Origin of the sequence: Halosimplex salinum, from assembly GCF_003730195.1 — an archaeon.
GTDB classification, from domain to species: domain Archaea; phylum Halobacteriota; class Halobacteria; order Halobacteriales; family Haloarculaceae; genus Halosimplex; species Halosimplex salinum.
Window position 1 is genome coordinate 93,069 of record NZ_QWGG01000004.1, and the last position, 15,577, is coordinate 108,645.

Here is a 15,577-nt window from a genome sequence, read left to right on the forward strand (position 1 = left end):
GGGTTACGCCACGCTACGCGATTCGATCACGATGCCGGTACCCGAGCGGACCGAGTACCCGATGGAGTCGCCGACCTGTTCGCCCATGCCCGCGAAGCGGAGGACGCTGATCTGTCGGCGCACGTCGTTGCCGACCTCGACCATCTCCAGTTCGAGGAAGACGTCGGCGATGGCCCGGAACGGGCCGATGGCCTCCTCGTCGAGCGTCGAGGGGTCGACGGTGAGCATGATGACCTTCCCCTGCGAGATGATGTCGCGGAAGAAGGAGATGATCTCGAGAGCGGCCTGTCGCTCGTCGTTCTGGCGGACCAGCGCCTCGAACTTGGGGTCGTTGCGGAGGATGGCGTCGAAGGTGTCGATGATGACGACCTCCGAGTCCCACATGACCTCCGCCTCCATCAGGCGCTTGAGCAGTTCCTTCCGGTCGCCCTCGTCCTCCTGGCCGGAGAAGGTGTTCCCGTCGCCGATGTCGGCGTGGAGGAACAGCATGTTCTCGTCCAGCAGGTGCTCGACCATCCCGTAGTCCAGCGAGTGCATCTGGTCGAGGAAGCTCCCGACCGTGAGTTCGGTCGAGAGCATCGTGACCGTGTGGCCCTCCTCGCAGAGCCCGTACGCGAATCGCTGGCTGATCGCCGACTTGCCGGCGCCGTAGTCGCCCTCGACGAGGACGATACTTCCGGGGGGGATCCCCCCGCCCAGTTCCTTGTTCAGTCGGTCCCGCTCTTTCAGTCCGAGGGAGAGCAGGTCGGTGGTTGCGATGCTCATGTGCGGAATTCGAACACCTCCTCGTCGCCGTTGACGATCACCTTGACGCGGTGGTCGCTGTTGGTCGCCAGCGCTTCGCTGATCTCCAGCCGGACCACCTCGCCGGGGCGCCAGCTCGGCGCGTCGCCGATCAGCGTCACGTTCACGTCCGTCTCGAACTGGCCGTTCACGAAGACGTTGATCGACTCCCCGTCCGCCGGGAGCCGCTGTGACCCCGTGTTCTTGACGTGCAACACGAGGTCGTCGTTCCCGCTGGCGTTGTACACGGCCGTGGAGCCGCTATCGCTGATAATCTCGATGTCGGTGCGCACGTCCTGGCTCACCTGCAGCCCCTGGTCGTCTATCGCGCCGCTCAGCTGCCCGACGGTGTCGGTGAACACGCCGGCGACGCTGGCCGCGACCAGCATCGAGGCGATGAACAGGATCATGTGCGAGACGGAGACGCTAGCCACGGCGGATCACCGCCGCTCCGGTGTGCTCGGCGGCCGTCGGAGCGCGTCGACGGCTCACGAGCACGATATCGACACCTCCTCGGTGTCCGCGACGCCGGGCCCGGAGACGACCTTGACCGACCTGGGCGACCGATCGAGCCCGCTCTCTTCGATCGTGAGGCGCTCGCCGGGGAGCCACAGGTCGGTGTTCGGTTCGGCCCCGCCGGCGGTCCCGTCGACGGTGCTGTCGTCCCACTCGGTCCGGTACCCGTTGTCGACCAGCAGGTCGGTGTCGGGCACCCGGAGTTCCGTCGCGCCGGTGTTGTTGACCTGGACCTCGACTCCGCAGGTCACGCCCGAGAGCTGGCTGATCGACGTGATCTCGATCGCGGTGTCGTGGACCCGGTCGAACTGGTCGGTCCGGTCCGAGTCGGCTTCGGCGACCCGCTCCATCGCGTTCGAGGCGCTCCCGTAGTACGCCCCGAGCGCGATGAACAGCCCGAGCAACACGATCACGACGGAGCCGCTGACGCTGAACCCCATCAGTTCACCTCCTGCGCGACCGAGACGCCGCGCTCGGTCACGAGTTTGACGCGAGTGGGCGCGCTCCCCATGGCGATGGTGACAGTCACGGTCTCGCCCGGGAGCCACAGGTCCGTGTCGCCGTCGCCGTCGACGGTCGCGCCCGCTTGCCAGTCGGACTCGTAGGCGTTGTCTATCAGCAGGTCCGTGCCGTTGAGCGAGAGCGCAGTCGAACCGTCGTTGGTCGCCTGGACGGTGAGCGTCCCGTCGACGTACTCGGCGGACCCGACGACGGCCGTGTTCTTCTCGTCGAGCGCCGCGTCGGAGCGGTCGCTCTGGGCTTCGCTGACGCGTTCGAAGCTGTTGGACGCGGCCGTGTGCCACATCCCGAAGGCGATGAACAGCCCGATGAAGATGATCGCGGCTGAGCCGCTAACGCTGAAGCCCATCGGAACCACCTCCACGGCGCCCCATCTTCGAGAGGGCGACGGCCTCGGCGGCGTCACCGTCGAGCTGACTGATGTACCGCAAGCTCTCGGTGTGATGGTCGATCGTCAGTCCGCCCTCGCCGCCCGACCCGTCGAACCTGCGCAGGTACGCCTGCAGGTCGTCCGCGACCGGCTCGGCCACCCAGTCGATCCGCTCGTAGTAGTCGATCGCACGGGCGGTCTCCCGGACGCCGACCTGTTCGACGAGGTACTCCAGCCACTCCACCACGACGAGCTCGCTCGCCAGTCCCTCGGGCATCGACCCGAGGTACGGCTTCCCGTCGTCGTCCGCGTCCGACTGGGCCCCGGTAGCCGGCGCGGCGGCCCTCTGGCTGGTCGTCGGTTCCGGTTCCGGTTCGGGTTCGGGCTCGGCCACCGGTTCGGGGTCAGGTTCGGGTTCGGGCTCCGGTTCGGGTTCCGGTTCTGCCACGGGTTCGGGCTCCGGCTCGGTGTCCGATTCCGGTTCGGCCGCGAGGCCCTCGGTCTCGTCGTCGAGGCCGTCGTCCTCGATGACCTCGTCGAAGAGGTCGTCGTCGGCCAGGTCGCCGTCGTCCGACTCGTCGTCTTCGAGCAGGTCGTCGGCGTCGCCGAGGTCGTCCTCGATCGACTCCTCGCCCTCGCCCTCGTCTTCGAGTTCGTCGGCCCACTCCGCGTCGCCGGACTCGTACTCGTCTTTCAGTTCCGAGAAGGACTTGCCGCCGTCGCTGTCACCTGTTGATTCACTCATATCCTCGCTCTCTCCGTCGAAGTCGTCCAGTCCGTCGTCGAGGTCGTCCATCCCGCCGAGGTCGTCTCCCTCGTCGAGAGCGCCGTCGTCGAACGTCCCGCCGTCGTCCTCGAAGCCGCCCATCCCGCCGTCGTCCATCCCGCCGCCCATCACGTCGTCGACACTGCCCTCGGGGCCGGCGTCGTCCTCTACGAGGTCCTCGTCGAAGAACCCCTCCGCGTCGGCGTTGGCGATCTCGTCGTCGAGGTCCTCCTCCTCCTCGCCGCCGTCGTCGTCGTCGAAGAGGCCGAAGTTGCCGCCGCCACCGCCGGCGCCGCCCATCCCGCCGGCTTCCATGTCGTCGGCGAACGGGTTGACGCCGCGCGTGACCATCTCGTAGATGTCCAGCAGTTTGCGGACGTTCTCCTCGACGTCGTCGACCGTCTCGGCGATCTGTTCGTTCTCGTTGCGGACGGTGTTGACCGTCGAGGAGAGGCTGCCGACCTCCGTCTCCAGTTCGTCGAGGCGGTGTTCGAGTTCGTCCGTGTCCGACCCGCCCTCGTCCATGTCGCCGAACTCGTCGCCGTCGCCGAACTCGCCGAAGTCGTCGCCGCCGCCGTCGTCCTCGAGGCCGCCGAACCCGCCGAGGTCGTCGTCCTCGCCGTCCTCGGCCATCAGTCCGCCGTCGGCCATGCTCTCGTCGTCCTCGCTCCCGTCGTCGCCGTCGCCGAAGATATCGATCATCTGCCGGATGCTCATCCCGACGACGCCACTGGTCAACACTACCAGCAACCCCGGGACTGCCTCCGACGCGCCCGGCCACACTGGGCCGAACGACTGGGCGACGAGACTCATTACGTGCGTACCTGCCTTCTGACACCCTTCAATGTACCGTTTATAGTATCATTACTGATAATAGACGAGTTAATACGAGCTTACCGGCGTTGAACTAACGGCGACGGCCGCGAAAGAAACGTCGGACGTAAATTTCCGTAGATTCGGCGTGAAAAGAGTGCTCGCCCCGGAGACGAGCGCGCGCCCCCGTCAGACGCGCGTCGGACCTACGTTCCCTGTTTTCGACACTATAGCGTGATCGGATCGCGATTCGCACTTTTGACGATGAGATCGCCGTTCGCCGATTCGAGTCGGAGCGACCGACCGTGGTCGCCGCCGACGTCCTCGCCGACGACGGGGATGTCGAACTCGGCGAGCGTTCGCCGGCCCATCTCGACGTTACGGACGCCGATCCCCGACCCGTTTTCGGAGAAGTCGAGCATGTCGCTCCCGCCGGCGAGCTTCGCTTCCATGTGCTCCCGGTCGCCGCCCCGCTTCTCGAGTTCGGCGACCAGATGGCGGATCCCGGAGTCGGCGAACTTCGCCTCGTTGGTCCCCTCCATCTCGTCGATCGAGGGGAGCATCGCGTGGACGAGGCCAGCGACGGCCGCCGACCCGTCGTAGACGGCCACGCCGAGACACGAGCCGAGTCCGCTCGTCGTGAGCACCGCGTCTCCGTCGGTGACCTTCGACTCGGCGATGCCGACCTTGACGCGCTCTGGCGGAGTCGCCGGTTCGCTGTCGGCCGTCGTGCCGTCGTAGACTTTCATGTGTTAGAATATCTTTTCGACGTCGGCCTGGGTCTCGTCCGCCCGTTCGACGAGTAGCTCGTCAAGCGCCTGACGTAACTCCTTTTCGTTCGGGAGGGCGTGGATCTCCGCGCCGAACTCGATGTCGTCCGTGCGCATCTCCGAGTCGATGATGAAGGCGTGCTCCTGGTGTTGGCCCACCTGCGCGGCCAGCGGGTCGACGATGGCCTGACCCATGTCGTGGACCAGTCGCGGGGGCGTGTGTTCGACCGACGTCTGGAGGACGTTCGCCCAGCCGTCGACGAACCCGGAGGTCATGATGTTGCCGAGCTCCTCGATGGCCGACTTGTGCTGGTCGGTCAGCTCGTCTTCGTCCATCTCGACGGGCATCATCGCCTCGGCGATGTGGACGGCCGACGCCTCGTCGAAGAGGACGAGCAGGAACCCGCTCGGGATGCCGGTGAACTCCACGACCGTCCCGACGTACGTGTCCGTCCCGACCTGTTTGGGGACGTCCTCGATCGGCGCGAAGCTGAGACGGGTGACCTCGGCCTCCGTCTCGATACCGGTCATCATCTCGACGTTGGCCGCCGCCTGCTGGGTGCCGTCCTTGGTCATCTCGTTGAAGACCTCCAGCTTGTCGATCGGGATCGCGTCGTCCTCCGTGCCGCCGGTCCGGGCCATCACGTCCGCGAGCGGGTCGTACTCGGGGAACATGTAGATGTAGAAGCTGACGGACTCGCCGATCCACTCGATCTCGCTTTTGAACACGAACACCTGGTCGCGCTCCTCGTCGTTCGGCGGTTCGGGGAGCATCGCCGCGCCGTCGCCCTCGACGTACGTCGGCGGCGAGTGCTCGATGGTCGTCTCGAGGAAGTCCGCCCAGCCGTCGATGAACCCGCTCATCATGATGTTGCCGATCTCCTCGACGCTGGAGCGAGCCATCGCGTCGTCCTCGGCGCCGCCGGGCACGAGGGAGTCGACGATGGTCTCGCTACCCGACCGGTCGAAGACGAGGACCGTGTCGCCCGCGAGCTCGCCGTCGAACTCGAACTGCACGCCGACGTAGTCGCCGTCGGACAGCTGATCGCCGACGTCGGCTCGGTTGACCAGCGTGATCTTCGTTACGTCGACGACGGCGTCGAGTCCCGTCATCTGGCACAGCGACGCGGTCGCCTGTTCGGCTCCCTCGTGGGCCAGGCGGTTGAACGTCCCGAGCGACTTGACGTCGACTTTCATGAGGGGACGACGTCCTCGATGGCTTCCATCACGCTGGGCTTCTGGAACGGTTTCGTGATGTACCCATCGGCGCCGGCCCTGACCGCCTCCTTCATCTTCTCCTCCTGGCCGACGCTCGTACACATGATGACGTTCGCGTCGGGGTTCGAGTTCTTGATCTCGTCTGTCGCCTCGATCCCGTCGCGGATGGGCATCACGATGTCCATCATCACCAGGTCCGGGTGCTGTTCCTTGTACGTCTCGACCGCTTCGACGCCGTTCTCGACCTCCCCGACGATGTTGTGGTCCTCTTCGAGGATCTCGCGCAGAAGGTTTCGCATGAACTCCGAGTCGTCGGCTATCAATACGTCTGACATGGGCCTATCACCTCTCACGTACTGTGAAAACCCAGATAAAGCCTTCCCGTAAATTATCGGGATTGATAGCACCCGAGCGTGCTCAGAGACGGAATCCGTCCTTGTCGCCGACGGCCGCGATGAGGTCGGCGATGGAGTCCTCGGGGGAGAGGTCGGTCGACTCCAGGAGCGCCTGGAGGCTCGCGGGCGGGTACCGGACGGGGACGTTCGCCTCCATGAGCATGATACCCAGCACCTCTTCGACCGGAGTCTTGCCGTCGATCTGCTGGGCGTACCAGAGGACGAGGCTCTCGAAGATGGTCACCACGTCGTTCGACACCATCTGTCGCTGCTGGACCGACCCGTCGAACGTCGCCGTGATGTCGAAGCCGTACCGGGAGTTCGAGTCGTCGAACTGCTGTTCCAGGAACTCGTGGACGTCACGTTCGGTCAGCTCGGCCCGTTCCGGCTCCGAGTCCGGGGTCGGCTCCGGGTCCGGCTCGGTCGAGTCGGACCCGTCGTCGACCGTCGGTACGTCCTCGATCGGTTTCCCAGGCGAGACGACGTAGCGGCCGTCGTCGATCTCGGCGACGTGCTCGTCCTGCGTGATGTCGAGCTCGTCGGGCGAGAGGATGGGGCCGTCGTCCGGGTCCGGCTGGTCGTCGTCGCCACTGGCCATGGTGCGTTGTGCGCGATAAAAGGGTATAGTTCCGTCGAATGAAAGTTATTCGACAGGTTTAGAGCTGGACAGCTTCGGAGCCCGAGAGCGTCTCGGGGACAGTCAGCTGTTCAGTCGTGGTCGCACCGGACTTCGTGGTGACCTTCACGTTGACGGAACTCCCTTCGGGGAGCTGCGACCCGAAGAACGAGAGGCCGTCACCGGTCGTGGTGGTGTAGGTCGCGTCGTCCGGGCCGACGTCGCCCTCACCGAGGTCGAAGACCATCACCATACGGTCGTCGGGGTCGTTGAGGACCGGGTGGGACTGGTCCGCGTCCTTGAACGGGATGATACCGAAGTGGCCGTCCGCCCCGCTGGCGTCGACACTGGCGTTGACCAGGTTGTAGGTACCCGACGGACCGACCCACTGGACGGTCGCGTTCTCGAGGTCGATATTACTCGCCCCCGGCGATTTCTTCAGCGTCATGTTCACGACGCCGACGTTCGAATCCTGAAGGTGGGTCCCCGTCGCAGCCGAGACCTGCAGCCGGTTCGTGACCTGCTGCCCTGACTGCTGACCGGTCTCCTCTGACTTGGTCTGGAGGAACCCAGCTGTATTGATCAACACGCCCGCCGCGATCGCCGCCACCAGGACCATCGCGATGAACACGATGAGGGTCCCGATACCGACCTGCCCGCGCTTTCGTTCGTTGCGTTCGTTGTGTAGCATGTGTTCTCCGCCCGGGAGCGGTGCGTCGCCCCGGACTCTACTCTGAGGATACTACTCCCCTGTATTAAGGGTGGCCCCCCGATTATCGAAATTAAAACCGATATTTACCGATACGTTCGCCGTTCTCAGAGTGGAAAACTACGGCATAGACTGTTTAATACTGCTGTTTAGGCGATTTATCCCACACCAACTATAACAGCCACGAATCCTAGAATTAATAACGAGTACGGTACCGTTACCGCCGCCGGCTCAGTCGTAGGTGACCAGGCTGTACATCACGAAGAGGTAGCCGAAGGTCGTGAGGCCGCTGTTGACGAGCAGCAGCGAGCGGGGACCGGCGAAGCCGGTGAGAAAGGCACTGATCATCGTCGCGGCGGCGCCGGCCACGGCCAGCGAAAACCCGAGAGAGAGATGGAGCATCGACGTGCGCGACGTCTGTACGTACGCACGCATGGCCATGCCAACCATCGTCAACCCGGCGACGACGAAGACGACCGTCGATACAGCGTAGAGGAGTTCGATCACTGAAACCACGTTGTATCGGGATTCACGACTCCCGGTCTTAAATCCACCCTCGAAAATATCTCTCGTGATAACAGACAGCGGTACGGAAGTTGTGGGTCGAGACCGCCGGACTGCGAGCGAACGGTGGATGGACAGAGCGATTCGATCTCCGGAGCCGTGCAATGCCGAATCCGCTCGTGCGCGTGCACGTGCAAGAAACGAGAACGGGACGTACTAGCCTTCCGAGAGCGTGCGCCAGGCTTCGTCGAGCTTGTTGGTGACTTCCGTTCGCTCTTCGATGTCGACCGTGAGCGACTCCTCGAAGTCGATGTGGACGGTGTCGACGTTGCGTCGGTACACCTTGATCCGGCGCCTGTCGTCCGAGAGGATGTTGTCGTGAAGTTCGAGCAGGTCGTGCTCGGTCAGCTCGTCGATCCGGCGATAACAGGTGGCGATCGGGATCCCGAGTTCGTCACTCAACTCCTGAGCCGATTGGGGCTCGTCGGTCGCGTCCAGTATCTCTGCGCTGTATTTGTTCCCCAGAGTCTGGAGGATCTCGGCTGAAGCCATCCGTTATCAAAACGTATATTCACCACAGTATAAATCTATCGCTGCCGGTACGGGGTGATTAACGAGTCTGTCCCGGTTTCGTACGACGGTGGAATATCGCAGCCTCGGCCGCTGAAACAGGCGTTCTCTCGATTAATAACCAGTTACAAACGTGAAAACGGGGCGCCCGCTCCGACTACAGCGGCGAGTCGTCTTCGCTCATCATCGAGAACGCGCTCGCGTTCTGGTGGACGCGGATCCCGCCCTGCGAGATCTCCATCGGGAAGATGTCCGTCTCGATGTTCTGCTTGCGCATCTTCGCCACCCAGAGGTAGCGGTTCACGCCCGACTCCGTCGGCGTCTGGATCAGGTAGATGTTCCCGTCGGTCAGGTAGTTCTCCAGCCCGATCTCCGTCTCCGGGAACACCGCGCCCTGCTCGTTTGTCATCAGCGTCGTCAGGTTGTTCTCGCTCAGGATGTCGGTGAACTTCAGGAGGTACGTCCGCTTCTCCTGTTCGTCCTCGAAGAACAGCTCGAACATCGCCAGCGAGTCGAGCACGACCCTGTCGTAGTCGTTGTCCTCGAAGTCGTCGAGGAGCAACTCCAGCGACGACGAGAAGTCGTTCTCGCGCAGGAGCACCTTCTTGTCGTACACCTTGATGTCGCCGTTGTCGACGTGCTCGCCCCAGTTCTCGAAGCCGATCGACTCGGCGGCTTCCCGGAGGTCCGACTCGTCCTCCTCGAAGGTGAGGTAGATCCCCTTCTCGTCGAACTGCTCGACGCCGTTGTAGATGAACTGCAGACAGAGAATGCTCTTGCCCGCCCCCGGATTACCGCTCACCAGGGTGGTCGAATTCTTGACAATGCCACCGTTCAGGATCTCGTCTAATCCGTCGACGCCGGTTTTCGTTAGTTCGATCATGTCTTCCGTGGATCCTCGCGGAGTTCGGCTTGTGGAGCATCCGGTGTGGGAGGTAAAAAGTCTTGTTCATGGAAGACTTCGCCGGGCGGCGCCGGGGCCCGATCTGGGAGCGGGGAGAGACGCGGGATCCACCGCCGGGGTGGACCCCGAGACGGGACTGTCAGGCGGAGTGGACGGCTTTCGGGTCGACCCAGATGACGAACTCGTCGTCTCGCTTGACGACGCCGCGGATCGACGCCTTGTCCTGCGACGGCGACTCGTCCACCTCGTCGGTGTCGACCTGGACGACCTGATACACTTCGTCGACGATCCAGCCGGCCGCTCCCTGGTCGTTCACGATAGCCGGGTCGAAGACGATGATCCGGCGCTCGGCCCCCTCGTCGCCGATCCCGAAGACGACCTTCGGATCGACGATCGACGTCGTGCGTCCGCGCAAGTCCATCACGCCGCGGATGTGGGGCGGCGAGTTGGGGACCGTCGTCACCTTCCCCGCGTCGACGATCTCGGTCACGTAGTCGATGCTCACGCAGTACGTCTCCTCGCCCAGCGAGAACTCGAGGACCTGTCCGTCGGTCGCGCTCGCCGCCGTGTTCTGGGTTCCGGATGCCATGGGAGTCGTTGAGTGAAACACCCGTCACCGGCGACTTAAGCGTGTCTTCCGGGTTATCATCGCTGATTCCGCGGGCGGAGTCTTTATCCCGGCGCTACTGCCAGTGTGTGAGTAGGTATGGTGCCGGCTCCGGCGAGGCCCCGGGGACGCGTTTCGGGGCAGTCCCGAGCCGTCACCGGGGGCGTCACATGGCAGTAGGATCGTCGCCACGAGCGGTGGTCGCCGACGACTCGCATTTCATGCGGAGCGTCATCTCCGACATCCTCGAGGAGGGCGGTATCGACGTCGTCGGCGTGGCCAAGAACGGACACGAGGCCGTCGAGGCCGTCGCCGAGACCGACCCCGACGTGGTGACGATGGACGTCGAGATGCCGGAGATGAACGGCATCGAGGCGACCGACCGGATCATGTCGACGCGACCGACCCCCATCCTGATGTTGAGCGCGCACACCGACGAGAACGCCGACGTGACGTTTCAGGCGCTGGAGAAGGGCGCCGTCGACTTCTTCAGGAAGCCCGGCGGCGAGGTGTCCATGGAGATGTCGCGGCTCCAGGACCAGCTCGTGGAGATCGTCCGTTCCGTCGCCGCCGTCGACCCCACCGACTCCTCGGACGTGGCCTCGGCCCGGACCGCGGGGTCGGGCGTCGCGACCGACGCCGACGCCGGGGTCGACACAGACCGGCCCGCGGACGCCGCGACGGCGGACACCGAGACGTACGTCGACGACCCGACCGTCGTGATCGGCTCGTCGACCGGCGGGCCGACCGTCGTCGAACAGGTGCTCTCGGACCTGCCGCTGGCCGCTGACCTCCGCGTCCTGGTGGTCCAGCACATGCCCAGCGGCTTCACCGGCCGGTTCGCCGAGCGCCTCGACGCGCGAAGCGAGTACACCGTGCGGGAGGCCGAAGACGGCGCCCGGATCGGCGGCGGCGAGGCGCTCATCGCCGCCGGCGACTACCACATGGAGGTGCAGGGCTACCGGCGGGGACGCCTCCGCGTCGGCCTCACACAGGACCCGCCGGTCAACAACGTCAGGCCCGCCGTCGACGTGACGATGGAGACGGCCGCCGACGTGGTCGACGACCCGCTCGCGGGCGTCATCCTGACCGGTATGGGCGAGGACGGCGCGCGGGGCATCCGCGCCATCCACGACGCCGGCGGTTTCACCGTCGCGCAGGACGAGGCGACGTCGGCGGTGTTCGGGATGCCCAAGCGAGCGATCGAGACCGGCTGTGTCGACGGCGTCGCACCGGTCAACGACGTTGCGGCCGCGATACTCGACGCATTCGAGGTGACATAAATGGACGACCAGTATCTAGACGCGTTTATCCGCGAAAGTGAGGAGGCGATAACCGACCTGAACAACTCGCTGCTCGACCTGGAGAGCGACCCGGACGACCAGGCGGCGATGGACTCGATCTTCCGGACGGCCCACACGCTGAAGGGGAACTTCGGTGCCATGGGCTTCGAAGACGCGAGCAACCTCGCGCACGCGGTGGAGGACCTGCTCGACGCGATGCGTCAGGACGAGATGACGGTCACGTCCGAGCGGATGGACCTCATCTTCGCCGGCGTGGACATGATCGAGGTCATCGTCCGCGAGATCGAGTCCGAGGGCGAGTCGACGACCGACACCGAGGAGATGGTCGCGCAACTGCGTGCCGTCCTCGATGAGAGCGACTTCGACGCCGAAACCGGCGCCGTCGACCGGGCCCCCGACGCAGCAGCGTCCCCGGCCGACCCCGACCCGTCGAACGACCTCGGAGACGGACCCGACGGCGATTCCGACCTCGACGCGCTCGACGTCTCGCCGGACGAGGCGGACGGCCGCGTCGTGTCCGCACGAGTGTCCGTCGGCGAGGGCGACATGCTCGGCGTCGACGCCATGCTCGCGCTCGACCGGATCACTGACGTCTTCGACCTGCTCGACGCCGATCCCGACCGCGACGCGGTCGAGAGCGGCGAGTTCGAGGATGACTTCCTGCTCGCCCTCGACGCGACCGACGCGGACGCGGTCTCCGCGGAACTCGACGCCATCGGCGCGGTCGAATCGGCCGACGTGACCGACTTGACCGACGACCTGTCGGCGGCCACCGCTCCCGAGACGGGAGGGGACCCCGTCGGTTCCCCGGCCGCGTCGGAGGACGCCGAGGGCGCGTCGGTCGACGAGATCAAGTCCGTCCGCGTCGACGTCGACCAGCTGGACGACCTCCACGGCCTGGTCGAACAGCTCGTCACGAGCCGCATCAAGCTCCGCCGGGCCGTCGAGACCGACGACCTCGCCGGCGCCTCGGAGAACCTGAACGAGCTCGACAAGATCACGGCCAACCTCCAGAACACCGTGATGGACATGCGGCTCATCCCGCTGAAGAAGGTCGTCGGCAAGTTCCCGCGGATGGTCCGGGACCTCTCGCGGGAACTCGGCAAGGACGTCGAGTTCACCATCGAGGGCGAGGACATCGAGCTCGACCGGACGATCCTGACGGAGATCTCCGACCCGCTGATGCACATCATCCGCAACTCCCTCGACCACGGGATCGAAGCGCCGGACGAGCGCGAGGCCGCCGGCAAGCCGACGACGGGCCAGATCGAGCTCCGCGCCTCCCGCGAGCGCGACCACGTCATCATCGAGGTCGAGGACGACGGCGCGGGCCTCGACGTGGAGGGGATCAAGCGAAAGGCCATCGAGAAGGGCGTCCGCTCCTCCGACGAGATCGAGACGATGGACGACTCTGCGATCTACGACCTGGTCTTCCACCCCGGGTTCTCGACGGCCGACGAGGTGACCGACACGAGCGGCCGCGGCGTCGGGATGGACGTCGTCCACGACACGGTCACGCAACTCGACGGCTCCGTCAACGTCGACTCCACCCCCGGCGAGGGAACGACCGTCTCCCTGCGCCTCCCGGTGACGATGGCCATCGTCAAGGTGCTGTTCGTCGAGGTCGGTGACGAGGAGTACGGCGTCCCGCTGAAGAACGTGGACGAGATCACCCGGACGACCGAGGTCAAACAGATCAACGGCAACGACGTCATCAAACACAACGACGACATCTACCCGGTGATCGACCTCGCCGAGCGCTTCGACGTGCCCGGGACGGCTTCTGCCGAAGCCGGTGGCGCGAACCCCGACGGTGCCGGAACCGCGGCGACCGCCAGCGGCGAGGCCGGCGACACGGCGGCCGTCGCGGCCGGTGCGGCCGGGAGCGACACCGTCGCCGCCGGCGTCGACAGCAGTGGGGCCGCGGGGGACGAGGGGATGCTCGTCCGCATCCGCGAGTCCGAACGGCAGGTCGCGCTCAAGTGCAACGCCGTCAACAGCCAGGAGGAGGTCGTCGTCAAGCCCCTGGAGGGCATCCTGAGCGGGACGCCCGGCCTCAGCGGCACTGCCGTCCTCGGCGACGGGAACATCGTCCACATCCTCGACGTGGTGACGCTTTAATGCACGGCGAGACGGAGGGTTCGAACGGATGAAACGCGACCGCGGCGCCGACTTCGAGGAACTGCTCGGGTACATCGAGCGCGAGCTGGACTTCGAGTCGGGCTTCTACAACGACGCGTACCTGGACCGCCGGATCAACGCCCGGATGCGCCGGACCGGAAAGGACGACTACGCCCCCTACCAGCGGTTGCTCGAGGACGACGACGGCGAGCGGGAGGACCTGCTCGACTCGCTGTCGATCAACGTCACCGGGTTCTTCCGCAACCCCGAGGCCTGGGAGTCGCTCCGGGGAGTCCTCCGGGACCTCACCAGCGAGCAGCGGTCGGTCTCGATCTGGAGCGCCCCCTGTGCCGACGGGCGCGAGCCCTACTCGATAGCCATGCTCGCGCTCGACGACGACGAGATCGACGAGCGGCGGGTCGAGATCCTCGGGACCGACATCAACCGCGACATCCTCCGAACCGCCCGCGCGGGGCGCTACGAGACCTCCCAGACCACGGACATCGAGGCCGAACTCGAACCGCTGTCGGCCACCGACCCCTACGTCGACCGCGAGGGCGACGTGTTCACGGTGACCGACCGGGTGTCGGATCTCGTCACCTTCGAGCGCCACGACCTGATCCGGGGCCCCGAGAAGCGCGACTTCGACCTCGTCTGCTGTCGGAACCTCCTCATCTACATCGACGCGGACTACAAGGTCCCGATCTTCGAGACGATCACCGGGTCGCTCACGGAGGCGGGCTACCTGATGATCGGAATGACCGAGACGCTCCCCTCCGAGTTCCGCACCCGCTACGACCCGGTCGAGAAGAAACACCGCATCTACAGACGCGCCTAATGTCCCTCTACCAGCTCGAACGCGACGGCGACGTGCAGGAACTCATCGGCGTCGTGCGCCGCAGCGACAACCCCGAGTTGCGCCAGCGCGCGGCCGAACTGCTCGGCAACTTCCCGGACCACGACGACCGCGACGACATCGTGAACGCCCTCACCGGCATCGCCGGGTCGGACGCCGACGAAGCGGTGACCGCCGCAGCGGTCGACTCCCTCGACAAACTGGGCGGCGACGCCATCGAGCGGTTGATCGCCGACATGGCCGGCGTGGACTTCGGCGAGGGCGCCGACTGGATGAAGGCCAAGGCGTTCGCCCGCGCGCTGGACGCCGACCTCCCGGAACTCCGAATGGCCGCCGCGAACGGCCTCGGCGCGATCGAACAGCCCGACGCCGTCCCGAAACTGATCGAGCGGTTCGACGACCCCGACCCCCGCGTCCGCGCCCGTGCGGCCCGCGCCTGCGGACTCATCGGCGACTCGCGCGCGACCGACGCGCTCGAAGGCCTGCTGACCGACGAGAGCGTGACCGTCCGCCGCGAGGCCGCCGAGTCGCTCGGGACCGTCGGGAACCGGCAGGCGCTCTCGGCGCTCCTCCCGCTGTATCAGGACGATAGCGAGCGCGTCCGCCGGATCGCGGTCGGCGCGTTCGGCAACTTCCCCAACGCACAGCCCGTCGACTACCTCGTCGAGTCACTCACCGACGACGCCGCGGCGGTCCGCCGGACGGCCGTCTACTCGCTCGTGGAACTGCTCGCGAACGTCCCCACCCAGCAGAGCCACGAGATCCGGGAGACCGTCGTCGAGAAGCTCAGCCAGACCGACGACCGGAACGTCGTCGTGCCGCTGGTTGAGATCCTCGAGGAGAGCCAGCAGGCGGCCCAGCAGCGCAACACCGCGTGGCTCCTCGGCCGCGTCACCGAAGACGAGGAACGCGAGCGGGTGGTCGAGGCGCTGGTCGGCGCGCTCGAGGCCGACGACCAGATGACGACGCAGTTCGCGGCGACGAGTCTCGCCGAACTCGGTGACAAGGCGGTCGAGCGGCGCCTGCTCGAACTCGTCGACGAGCAGGGCGTCTCCGCCGACGCTCGCGCACAGGCCGTGTTCACGCTGGGCAAGGTCGGCGGCGAGCGCTCGCGCGAGCGCATCGACAGACTGCTCGACGAGACCGAGAACGAACAGGTCCGCAAGCGCGCCTTCTCGGCGATCTCGAAACTCGGTGGGCGCGGATGACCAGGGATCCTCACCCCTCGACCCGGCC

18 protein-coding genes are annotated in these 15,577 nt (G+C 65.8%); 4 read left to right on the top strand and 14 right to left on the bottom strand.

What is annotated here, in order from left to right:
• Positions 1-3: 3 nt before the first annotated feature.
• From D1409_RS11750 to D1409_RS11815, 14 genes are all read right to left on the bottom strand, one after another.
• Positions 4-765: an ATPase domain-containing protein gene (locus D1409_RS11750; RefSeq protein ID WP_123537182.1), complete on the bottom strand. Its 762-nt coding sequence runs from the start codon at positions 763-765 to the stop codon at positions 4-6.
• The gene (locus D1409_RS11755) at positions 762-1,217 is read right to left on the bottom strand and encodes a flagellar protein G (protein WP_123537183.1); all 456 of its coding nucleotides are present in this window, start codon (positions 1,215-1,217) and stop codon (positions 762-764) included. The genes D1409_RS11750 and D1409_RS11755 overlap by 4 nt, the downstream gene beginning before the upstream one ends.
• 54 nt (positions 1,218-1,271) lie before the next feature.
• Entirely contained in the window at positions 1,272-1,739 is a 468-nt protein-coding gene (locus D1409_RS11760) for a flagellin (RefSeq protein WP_123537184.1), read from the bottom strand.
• Positions 1,739-2,167, bottom strand: coding sequence for a fla cluster protein FlaF (locus D1409_RS11765; protein WP_123537185.1), 429 nt, complete (start codon positions 2,165-2,167; stop codon positions 1,739-1,741). The genes D1409_RS11760 and D1409_RS11765 overlap by 1 nt, the downstream gene beginning before the upstream one ends.
• Complete coding sequence (locus D1409_RS11770) at positions 2,151-3,767, bottom strand: FlaD/FlaE family flagellar protein (protein ID WP_123537186.1); 1,617 nt, start codon at positions 3,765-3,767, stop codon at positions 2,151-2,153. Before D1409_RS11770 ends, D1409_RS11765 begins: the two co-directional genes overlap by 17 nt.
• 227 nt (positions 3,768-3,994) lie before the next feature.
• Entirely contained in the window at positions 3,995-4,516 is a 522-nt protein-coding gene (locus D1409_RS11775) for a chemotaxis protein CheD (protein ID WP_123537187.1), read from the bottom strand.
• A gap of 3 nt (positions 4,517-4,519) precedes the next feature.
• On the bottom strand, positions 4,520-5,734 hold the full coding sequence (locus tag D1409_RS11780) for a chemotaxis protein CheC (protein WP_123537188.1): 1,215 nt from the start codon (positions 5,732-5,734) through the stop codon (positions 4,520-4,522).
• Positions 5,731-6,090, bottom strand: a complete 360-nt coding sequence (cheY, locus tag D1409_RS11785) for a chemotaxis protein CheY (RefSeq protein WP_123537189.1) — start codon at positions 6,088-6,090, stop codon at positions 5,731-5,733. Before cheY ends, D1409_RS11780 begins: the two co-directional genes overlap by 4 nt.
• A gap of 82 nt (positions 6,091-6,172) precedes the next feature.
• Positions 6,173-6,748 (bottom strand): DUF7500 family protein, encoded by a 576-nt coding sequence (locus D1409_RS11790; protein ID WP_123537190.1) that lies wholly within the window; start codon positions 6,746-6,748, stop codon positions 6,173-6,175.
• A gap of 58 nt (positions 6,749-6,806) precedes the next feature.
• Positions 6,807-7,457 (bottom strand): archaellin/type IV pilin N-terminal domain-containing protein, encoded by a 651-nt coding sequence (locus D1409_RS11795; protein ID WP_123537191.1) that lies wholly within the window; start codon positions 7,455-7,457, stop codon positions 6,807-6,809.
• A 249-nt stretch (positions 7,458-7,706) separates the two neighbouring features.
• On the bottom strand, positions 7,707-7,982 hold the full coding sequence (locus D1409_RS11800) for a DUF7521 family protein (protein WP_123537619.1): 276 nt from the start codon (positions 7,980-7,982) through the stop codon (positions 7,707-7,709).
• Positions 7,983-8,195: 213 nt separating this feature from the next.
• Complete coding sequence (locus D1409_RS11805; protein ID WP_123537192.1) at positions 8,196-8,531, bottom strand: ArsR/SmtB family transcription factor; 336 nt, start codon at positions 8,529-8,531, stop codon at positions 8,196-8,198.
• A 175-nt stretch (positions 8,532-8,706) separates the two neighbouring features.
• Entirely contained in the window at positions 8,707-9,432 is a 726-nt protein-coding gene (locus tag D1409_RS11810; RefSeq protein ID WP_123537193.1) for an RAD55 family ATPase, read from the bottom strand.
• Positions 9,433-9,592: 160 nt separating this feature from the next.
• Positions 9,593-10,042, bottom strand: coding sequence for a chemotaxis protein CheW (locus D1409_RS11815; protein WP_123537194.1), 450 nt, complete (start codon positions 10,040-10,042; stop codon positions 9,593-9,595).
• 188 nt (positions 10,043-10,230) lie between these two features.
• On the opposite strand from D1409_RS11815, the gene cheB reads away from it, so the two are divergent.
• From cheB to D1409_RS11835, 4 genes are read left to right on the top strand one after another with little or no spacing between them, the layout of a single operon-like run.
• Complete coding sequence (cheB, locus tag D1409_RS11820; protein WP_123537195.1) at positions 10,231-11,343, top strand: chemotaxis-specific protein-glutamate methyltransferase CheB; 1,113 nt, start codon at positions 10,231-10,233, stop codon at positions 11,341-11,343.
• Positions 11,344-13,485 carry a chemotaxis protein CheA gene (locus tag D1409_RS11825; RefSeq protein WP_123537196.1) on the top strand — a complete coding sequence of 714 codons (2,142 nt, stop codon included), beginning with the start codon at positions 11,344-11,346 and terminating at the stop codon, positions 13,483-13,485. It begins immediately after the preceding gene.
• A gap of 28 nt (positions 13,486-13,513) precedes the next feature.
• Positions 13,514-14,323, top strand: coding sequence for a CheR family methyltransferase (locus tag D1409_RS11830; RefSeq protein WP_123537197.1), 810 nt, complete (start codon positions 13,514-13,516; stop codon positions 14,321-14,323).
• A complete protein-coding gene (locus tag D1409_RS11835) occupies positions 14,323-15,549 on the top strand; it encodes a HEAT repeat domain-containing protein (protein WP_123537198.1) in 1,227 nt (408 codons plus the stop codon). Before D1409_RS11830 ends, D1409_RS11835 begins: the two co-directional genes overlap by 1 nt.
• The last annotated feature ends 28 nt before the right edge of the window (positions 15,550-15,577 follow it).

Bases quoted from the DNA above. Each gene is read 5' to 3' on its own strand.
- D1409_RS11750 (WP_123537182.1), bottom strand. From the start codon at position 765: ATGAGCATCGCAACCACCGACCTGCTCTCCCTCGGACTGAAAGAGCGG.
- D1409_RS11760 (WP_123537184.1), bottom strand. From the start codon at position 1,739: ATGGGGTTCAGCGTCAGCGGCTCCGTCGTGATCGTGTTGCTCGGGCTG.
- D1409_RS11765 (WP_123537185.1), bottom strand. From the start codon at position 2,167: ATGGGCTTCAGCGTTAGCGGCTCAGCCGCGATCATCTTCATCGGGCTG.
- D1409_RS11770 (WP_123537186.1), bottom strand. From the start codon at position 3,767: ATGAGTCTCGTCGCCCAGTCGTTCGGCCCAGTGTGGCCGGGCGCGTCG.
- D1409_RS11775 (WP_123537187.1), bottom strand. From the start codon at position 4,516: ATGAAAGTCTACGACGGCACGACGGCCGACAGCGAACCGGCGACTCCG.
- D1409_RS11780 (WP_123537188.1), bottom strand. From the start codon at position 5,734: ATGAAAGTCGACGTCAAGTCGCTCGGGACGTTCAACCGCCTGGCCCAC.
- cheY (WP_123537189.1), bottom strand. From the start codon at position 6,090: ATGTCAGACGTATTGATAGCCGACGACTCGGAGTTCATGCGAAACCTT.
- D1409_RS11790 (WP_123537190.1), bottom strand. From the start codon at position 6,748: ATGGCCAGTGGCGACGACGACCAGCCGGACCCGGACGACGGCCCCATC.
- D1409_RS11795 (WP_123537191.1), bottom strand. From the start codon at position 7,457: ATGCTACACAACGAACGCAACGAACGAAAGCGCGGGCAGGTCGGTATC.
- D1409_RS11805 (WP_123537192.1), bottom strand. From the start codon at position 8,531: ATGGCTTCAGCCGAGATCCTCCAGACTCTGGGGAACAAATACAGCGCA.
- D1409_RS11810 (WP_123537193.1), bottom strand. From the start codon at position 9,432: ATGATCGAACTAACGAAAACCGGCGTCGACGGATTAGACGAGATCCTG.
- D1409_RS11815 (WP_123537194.1), bottom strand. From the start codon at position 10,042: ATGGCATCCGGAACCCAGAACACGGCGGCGAGCGCGACCGACGGACAG.
- cheB (WP_123537195.1), top strand. From the start codon at position 10,231: ATGGCAGTAGGATCGTCGCCACGAGCGGTGGTCGCCGACGACTCGCAT.
- D1409_RS11825 (WP_123537196.1), top strand. From the start codon at position 11,344: ATGGACGACCAGTATCTAGACGCGTTTATCCGCGAAAGTGAGGAGGCG.
- D1409_RS11830 (WP_123537197.1), top strand. From the start codon at position 13,514: ATGAAACGCGACCGCGGCGCCGACTTCGAGGAACTGCTCGGGTACATC.
- D1409_RS11835 (WP_123537198.1), top strand. From the start codon at position 14,323: ATGTCCCTCTACCAGCTCGAACGCGACGGCGACGTGCAGGAACTCATC.